Source organism: Stenotrophomonas sp. STEN029 (assembly GCF_056760015.1).
Window position 1 is genome coordinate 1 of the sequence record NZ_JBRREC010000137.1, and the last position, 8,140, is coordinate 8,140.

5 protein-coding genes are annotated in these 8,140 nt (G+C 63.4%); 1 reads left to right on the top strand and 4 read right to left on the bottom strand.

All coding sequences use genetic code 11. The features are described 5' to 3' along the window. Positions 1 to 362 precede the first annotated feature (362 nt). On the bottom strand, positions 363 to 3,509 hold the full coding sequence (smeE, locus tag ACVOLI_RS19655; RefSeq protein WP_481615671.1) for a multidrug efflux RND transporter permease subunit SmeE: 3,147 nt from the start codon (positions 3,507 to 3,509) through the stop codon (positions 363 to 365). Between the two features lie 12 nt (positions 3,510 to 3,521). Beyond that, positions 3,522 to 4,706 carry an efflux RND transporter periplasmic adaptor subunit gene (locus tag ACVOLI_RS19660; RefSeq protein ID WP_481615672.1) on the bottom strand — a complete coding sequence of 395 codons (1,185 nt, stop codon included), beginning with the start codon at positions 4,704 to 4,706 and terminating at the stop codon, positions 3,522 to 3,524. 231 nt (positions 4,707 to 4,937) lie between these two features. On the opposite strand from ACVOLI_RS19660, the gene ACVOLI_RS19665 reads away from it, so the two are divergent. Next, the gene (locus tag ACVOLI_RS19665) at positions 4,938 to 5,606 is read left to right on the top strand and encodes a TetR family transcriptional regulator (RefSeq protein WP_481615673.1); all 669 of its coding nucleotides are present in this window, start codon (positions 4,938 to 4,940) and stop codon (positions 5,604 to 5,606) included. A 306-nt stretch (positions 5,607 to 5,912) separates the two neighbouring features. Here ACVOLI_RS19665 and hslU read toward each other — a convergent pair whose 3' ends face one another. After that, the gene (gene hslU, locus ACVOLI_RS19670) at positions 5,913 to 7,289 is read right to left on the bottom strand and encodes an ATP-dependent protease ATPase subunit HslU (protein ID WP_481615674.1); all 1,377 of its coding nucleotides are present in this window, start codon (positions 7,287 to 7,289) and stop codon (positions 5,913 to 5,915) included. Between the two features lie 29 nt (positions 7,290 to 7,318). Further along, the gene (gene hslV / locus ACVOLI_RS19675; protein ID WP_055772387.1) at positions 7,319 to 7,870 is read right to left on the bottom strand and encodes an ATP-dependent protease subunit HslV; all 552 of its coding nucleotides are present in this window, start codon (positions 7,868 to 7,870) and stop codon (positions 7,319 to 7,321) included. Between the last annotated feature and the right edge of the window lie 270 nt (positions 7,871 to 8,140).

The following is an 8,140-nucleotide window of genomic DNA, read 5'->3' on the forward strand; positions in this document are numbered from 1 at the left end:
GGTTATGGGTCAGCTGATGAATCACCGGCTTTGCAGCTTGTGCTGCCTGTGTCCGCTTGGAAAGCTCCTGCCGAGCATGGCTCGGCACTACGCCGCTCCCTGGCCGAGCGCTTTCTGCCCCTCCCTTTTGCGCTGCAAAGGGGAGGGTTGGGGAGGGGTTGGCTTTTGGGCTTTCCAGGCCCGGAGCTGCCCTCACCCCAACCCCCGCTCCGCGCCCCGGCCCTTGCGCTGGCGCAAGTTCGTTCAACAGGGGCACAAACCGATGGTTTGTAAACGCCCCTCTTTCACCCCGCAGGCGGGAGAGGGACTAAAAAAGCAAAAGGCGCCTTTCGGCGCCTTTTGCTTGTCTCTACCCTGCCCCGTTACTGCTGCGGCAGGTCGCCGTTCCTGGCCAGCTGCTTGCGGTTGAACAAGCGCTGCACCACCACGAAGAACAGCGGGATGAAGAACAGGCCGAGCAAGGTGCCAACCACCATGCCGCCCAGCACGCCGGTACCGATGGCGCGCTGTGCACCCGAACCCGCACCGGAGGCGATTGCCAACGGCAACACGCCCAGGCCGAAGGCCAGCGAGGTCATGATGATCGGACGCAGACGGTCGCGGACCGCATGCATCGTCGCTTCGATCACGCCCGCACCCTTCTCCAGATGCTCCTTGGCGAACTCGACGATCAGGATCGCGTTCTTCGACGTCAAACCCACGGTGGTCAACATCGCCACCTGGAAGTACACGTCGCGCTCCATGCCACGCATGGTGTTGGCCAGCACCGCACCGAGAATACCGAGTGGGGCAACCATCAGCACCGCGGTCGGCACGCTCCAGCTTTCATACAGCGCAGCCAGGCACAGGAACACGATCAGCAGCGACAGCGTGTACAGCAGCGGCGTCTGCGAACCGGCCTCGCGTTCCTGGTAGGACACGGCGGTCCACTCGATGCTGAAACCGGCCGGCAACTGCTTGGCCAGCTTTTCCACTTCCAGCATCGCATCACCCGAAGCTACGCCCGGTGCGGCCTCACCCTGGATTTCCAGCGCGGAGACACCGTTGTAACGCTCAAGGCGCGGCGAGCCGTAATCCCAACGCTGGCTGGCGAAGGCCGAGAACGGCACCATCTCGCCGGAGGTGTTCTTCACCGTCCACAGGTTGAAGTCTTCCGGGTTCATGCGGAAGCCGTCATCGGCCTGCACATAGACGCGCTTGACGCGGCCACGGTCGATGAAGTCATCGACGTAGCTCGAACCCCAGGCGGTGGCCAGCGTGCTGTTGATGGTGTCCAGCGACAGACCGTGCGCACCGGCCTTGGCCACATCGATGTCCAGACGCAGCTGCGGGGTGTCATCCAGGCCGTTCGGGCGCACGTTGGCCAGCAGCTTGCTTTCACCTGCCATGCCCAGCAACTGGTTGCGTGCATTGACCAGCGCATCATGGCCAGCGCCGCTGTTGTCCTTCAGGAAGAAGGTGTAACCCGAGGCGATACCCAGCTCCGGCATGGCCGGCGGCGGGAAGGCGAAGATGAAGGCGTCCTTGATCTGGCCCAGTGCTGCCATCGCGCGGCCGGTGATCGGCCCAACGCCCTGGTCGGCACTGCGCTCGCTCCAGTCCTTGAGCTTGACGAAGGCCATGCCCGAGTTCTGGCCCATGCCGGAGAAGCTGAAGCCCTGCACCGAGAACACCGATTCAACCGCGTCCTTCTCGTTCTTCAGGAAGTGGTCTTCCAGCTTGTAGATCGACTCCAGGGTACGTTCCTGGGTAGCGCCGACCGGTGCGTTGACCAGCGCCATCAGGATGCCCTGGTCTTCATTGGGCAGGAACGAGCTGGGCAGGCGCACGAACAGCAGGCCCATCACCACCGCCAACGCCAGGAACACCGCCATGAAACGGCCCGGGCGATTGAGGATGCCGCGCACGCCACGCTGGTAGGTGCCACTGGTGCGGTCGAAGCCGTTGTTGAACCAGTTGAAGAAGCGGCCCGAGATGCCCTTGTGGGCAACGTGGTGCTCGCCCTTCTTCAGCGGCTTGAGCATGGTGGCGCACAAGGCCGGGGTCAGCACGATGGCGACCAGCACCGACAAGGCCATCGCCGACACGATCGTCGCCGAGAACTGGCGGTAGATGACGCCGGTGGAGCCGCTCATGAAGGCCATCGGCACGAATACCGCCGACAGCACCAGGCCGATGCCGACCAGCGCGCCGGTGATCTGGCTCATCGACTTGCGGGTGGCTTCCAGCGGCGACAGTCCTTCCTCGGACATGATGCGCTCGACGTTCTCCACCACCACGATGGCGTCATCGACCAATAGGCCGATCGCCAGCACCATCGCGAACATGGTCAGCATGTTGATGGAGAAACCCAGCACCGCGAGGATGCCGAAGGTACCCAGCAACACCACCGGCACGGCGATGGTCGGGATCAGGGTGGCGCGGAAGTTCTGCAGGAACAGGTACATCACCACGAACACCAGCACGATGGCCTCGAGCAGGGTCTTGACCACGCCCTTGATCGACACGCGCACGAACGGGGTGGTGTCGTACGGAATCACCGCCTTCATGCCGGCCGGGAAGTTGGCCTTCAGCTCGTCCAGGGTCTTGCTGACGCCCTCGGCGGTTTCCAGCGCGTTGGCGCCGGTTGCCAGGGTGATGGCCAGGCCGGAGGCCGGCTTGCCGTTGTAACGGGTAACGAAGTCGTAGGTTTCAGCACCCAGCTCGACGCGGGCAACATCACCCAGCTTCAAGGTGGAGCCGTCGCTTTCGGTACGCACCACGATGTTGCGGAACTGCTCCGGCGTCTGCAGGCGGTCCTGGGCGTTGATGGTGGCGTTGAGCTGCTGGCCCTTGATGGCCGGTGCACCACCCAACTGGCCGACGGCGACCTGCGCGTTCTGCGCCTTGACCGCGGCGGTGACCTCGTCAACCGACACCTTGTAGGTCTGCAGCTTGGTCGGGTCCAGCCAGATACGCATGGCGTACTTGCCACCGAACACCTGGATCGAGCCCACGCCCGGCACGCGGCTCAGCGGGTCGACGATGTTGGAACCGACGTAGTCGGAGATGTCGTTCTCATCCATGCTGCCGTCTTCGGAAACGAAGCCCAGCACGTTGAGGAAGCCCGAGCTCGACTTGGCGACGTTGATGCCCTGCCGCTGCACTTCCTGCGGCAGCAGCGGCATCGCCAGCTGCAGCTTGTTCTGCACCTGCACCTGGGCGATGTCGGAGTTGGTGCCGCTCTCGAAGGTCAGGGTGATGCTGGCCTGGCCATTGGAGGAGCTGTTGGAGGAGAAGTACATCAGGCCGTCCAGGCCCTTCATGTTCTGCTCGATGATCTGCGTCACCGAGTCCTCGACCACCTTGGCCGACGCACCCGGGTAGCTGGCGGAAATGGACACGGCAGGCGGCGCGACCTCGGGATACATCGAGATCGGCAGCTTGAGCATTGCCAGCGCGCCGGCAAGCATGATGATGATGGCGATGACCCACGCAAAGATGGGCCTGTCGATAAAGAAGCGTGCCATGTAGTTCTCCGCTTACTTCTTTTCAGCCGGCGCCGCGGCAGGCGCGGCGGCTGGCTTGGCGGCTTCGGCACCCTTCTCGGTGGCCTGCACCGGCATCCCCGGGCCAATCTTCTGCAGGCCTTCGACGATGACCTTGTCGCCAGCCTTCAGACCGTCCTCGACCAGCCACTTGTCGCCGATGGTGCGGCTGACCTTGACCGGGCGAACGGCAACCTTGCCCTCGGCATCCACCACCATCGCGGAAGTGTCGCCCTTGGGATCACGCGCAATGCCCTGCATCGGCACCAGCAGCGCATTCCGACGCACGCCACTGCCCAGCACCGCACGCACGAACATGCCCGGCATCAGCACCTGATCCGGATTCTCGACGCGTACGCGCATGGCGTAGCTGCCGGTGGCCGGGTCAACGCTGACTTCGGAGAACTCCAGCTTGCCCTTGTGGGCAAAGGTGCTGCCGTCTTCCAGCACGATGTCGACCGGCAGCTCGGAGGCGCCCTCCAGGCGACCGGCGGCCAGTTCACGGCGCAGCTGCAGCAGCTCGGCCGAGGACTGGGTGACGTCGATATAGATCGGGTCCAGCTGGTTGATGGTGGCCAGCGGATCGGCCTGACCAGCACTGACCAGCGCGCCCTGGGTAACCGAGGACTTGCCGATCTGGCCGCTGATCGGCGCGGTGATGCGGGCATAGCCCAGCGTCACGTTGGCCGCATCCAGCGATGCGCGGGCGGCCAGCACGTCGGCCTCGGCCTGCTTCCACGCGGCCTGTGCGTTCTCGTCGTCCTGCACGCTGATCACCCGCGACTTGACCAGCTCGCTGCTGCGGCGTGCCGCCAGACGAGCGGCACTGGCAGTGGCTTCGGCGCGGGCCAGCTGTGCACGGGCGCTGTTGGCCTGGGCACGGTAGGCGGCGTCATCCAACTGGTACAGCGCGTCGCCAGCCTTGACCACGCTGCCTTCGGTGAACAGGCGCTTGGCGACGATGCCACTGACCTGCGGGCGCACTTCGGCGACCTGGTAGCCGTTGGCACGGCCGGCCAGTTCGCGGGTCAAGGTGACCGTTTCCGGCTTCAGCGTGACCACGGTGACCTGACCCGGCCCACCCTGCTGCGGCTGCTCCCCGCCGCCCTTGCAGGCAACGAGCGCGACGGATAGTGCGAGGGAAAGCGCGACGAGACGGTAGCGACTGATAGCAGGCATGGGAGAGGAGCTCAATGAGGAAAAGTGGCGCTCGAGGATCGGGCGGAACATGAGGTATGCCGAGGCATATCCTTCCGTACCGCATACGTTACGGGTACATCGGTGGCAACCGCCACCGCCGCACACATCACGGCCATCCTGCAGAGCAAGCCGTGGAAATATACATACATACACGCATGTTTGTAAACGCGTACAATTCAGGTCGGTTTCATCCAGCATTTGCACAGAGCAATGGCCAGAAAGACCAAAGAAGAGGCAGCAGCCACCCGCGAAAGCATCCTCGATGCCGCGCTGGCCTGCTTCCATGAACACGGCGTTGCCGGCAGCTCGCTGGCGGCGATCGGCGAGCGCGCGGGCGTCTCCCGCGGCGCGGTGTACTGGCACTTCAAGAACAAGACCGAAGTGCTGGAGGCGATGATCAACCGCGAGCGCGTGCCGTTCATCAAGCGCCTGCAGCAGACCTACTCGCCCCTGCGCAACACGCCGATCCTGGACCGGCGTTCGGCGATGCTGGTGTCCTTGAGCGAACTGGCCAACGATCCACAGCTGCGCGAGATGATGGAGATCATGCTGCGCAACGACCTTTCCGCCGAAAGCCTGGCGATGCAGCAGCTGCAACACGACAGCGTTGAAGAAGAGATGGCGATTTTCCGCCGTGCACTTGAGCGCGCGCGCGACCTGGGCCAGCTGCGCGATGGCGTGAACACCGCAAGCAGCGCGCGCATCCTGCATGCAGGCCTGACCGGTGTGCTGTACAGCGCCATGCTCGAACCCACCCAGTTCGACCTGGAACGTGACAGCCGCGAGATGCTGGACGCGCTGATGGCGCACTACGTGAAGCCAGGTGTATTCGAGCCCGGCTCAGATCCTTCGCCACTGCCACCACCAGACGAAGACTAAGCCAGCCATGTAGTGCCGAGCCACGCTCGGCGGAGGCCTTACCGAGCAAGCTTGCAGAGCCACAGCAGTCTTGTAGGAGCGGCGTAAGCCGCGAAGCAAGCGAATGCAGACGCACAAGCAAAGCACCCCTCCCAACCCTCCCCTTGCCTGCGGCAAAGGGAGGGCCAAGGCCGCGGCACCGTTGGACACAGGTAGTGCCGAGCCATGCTCGGCAATGGCCTTGCTCGCAATACCAACAAGCAAAACACACGCAAAAAAAACGGCGACACCAACGTGCCGCCGCTTCTCATCAACCAAAACCAACCATCACAGAATATAGCGACTCAGGTCCGGGTCCTTCACCAGCTCACCCAGGTGCTTGTCCACATACGCCGGGTCGATCGCAATGCTGTCGCCATCACGATCCGGCGCCTCATAGCTCAACGAATCCAGCAAGCGTTCCAGCACCGTGTGCAGACGACGCGCACCAATATTCTCCTGCCGCTCGTTGACCTGGAACGCGATCTCCGCCAGACGATCCACTGCCTCGGCAGTGAAGTTGACCTTGACGCCTTCCGTCGCCAACAGCGCTTCGTACTGCTTGGTCAATGCCGCCTTCGGCTCAGTGAGGATGCGCACGAAATCATTCTTGCTCAGCGCACCCAGCTCCACGCGGATCGGGAAACGACCCTGCAACTCGGGAATCAGATCGCTCGGCTTGGCCAGATGGAACGCACCGGAAGCAATGAACAGGATGTGGTCGGTCTTCACCGTGCCGTACTTGGTCGACACATTGGAACCTTCCACCAGCGGCAACAGATCGCGCTGCACGCCTTCGCGCGAGACATCGCCACCCGACGAACCAGCGTCGCTGCGCTTGGCGACCTTGTCGATCTCGTCGATGAAGACGATGCCATGCTGCTCACAGGCCTCTACCGCAGCAGCGCGGATATCGTCCTCGTTGACCAGCTTGCCGGCTTCTTCTTCGATCAGCAGCGGACGCGCCGCCTTGATGCTCAGCGTGCGCTTGTTCGACTTGGCGGTGCCGAGATTGGCGAACATCGACTTCAGTTGCTGGCCCATTTCCTCCATGCCCGGCGGGGTCATGATGTCCATGCTGACGTTGGCGGCGACATCCAGTTCAATCTCGCGCTCGTCCAGCTCGCCAGCGCGCAGCATGCGGCGGAACTTGATGCGGGTTTCGTTATCGGCAGCCGACGGTTCATTGCGTGCCGCTTCCGGATCAAAGCCAATGCCGACGCTGCGACGCGGCAGCAATGCGTCAAGAATGCGGTCTTCGGCCTTCTCTTCGGCCTGGGTGCGCACGCGCACCTTGGCCTGCTCGCGGTACAGCTTGACGGCGGTATCGGCCAGGTCACGGATGATCTGCTCCACATCCTTGCCGACGTAGCCGACCTCGGTGAAACGCGTAGCTTCGACCTTGACGAACGGCGCATTGGCCAGCGTGGCCAGGCGACGTGCGATTTCGGTCTTGCCGACGCCGGTCGGGCCGATCATCAGGATGTTCTTCGGCATCACTTCGTTGCGCAGCTCGGTGGGCAGCTGCATGCGGCGCCAGCGATTGCGCAGCGCGATGGCGACCGCGCGCTTGGCGTCGTGCTGGCCAACGATGTGGCGATCCAACTCCTGCACGATCTCGCGCGGGGTCATGGTGGCGGAGGAAACTTCGATCTTGTGGCTCATGGGGTACTCGCGCTTGATGGCCGAAGAGCTCAGAGCTCTTCCACCACGACGTTGGTGTTGGTGTAGATGCAGATCCCGCCGGCGATGTTGATCGCCTCGGTGGCCACGCCACGTGCATCCAGATCGGTGTGCTTGAGCAGCGCCCGCGCCGCACTGAGCGCGTAGGAACCGCCGGAACCAATGGCGATGATGCCGTCTTCCGGCTCGATCACATCGCCGGTACCGCTGATGATCAGCGAGGTTTCACGGTCAGCCACGGCCAGTAGCGCTTCGAGCTTGCCGTAGCGGCGATCGGTGCGCCAATCCTTGGCCAGCTCCACCGCAGCGCGGGTCAGCTGGCCGTGCTTTTCAAGCTTGGCTTCAAACAATTCAAACAAGGTGAACGCATCAGCGGCTGCACCTGCAAAACCCGCCAGCACCTGGCCATCGCGGCCAAGCCGGCGCACCTTGCGCGCATTGCCCTTCATCACCGTATGGCCCAGGGTGACCTGACCATCACCAGCAATCGCCACATGCTCGCCGCGGCGCACGCAGCAGATGGTGGTGGCATGAAACACGTTCGGGTTCTGACTGGGGTCCATACGGCCTCCGGAATACTGTTCACCGGTAATGGGGCCGGTCTGCGCCGCGATCAAGCCTCCCCCCACCAGCGACAGCCACCATTCAGAAAAATCCAACCGGTAGTGCCGAGCCATGCTCGGCAGAGGCCTCCCCAGCAATCCAGCCGACCGTCTTGTAGGAGCGGCGTGAGCCGCGAAGCTGGTGGTTTGTCAGGTTGCGGGTGTTTGCGCGATCTGCAGGTGCTGTGGTTTCGCGGCGTAAACCCCCCCGAAACGGGGGGGGGATGTATT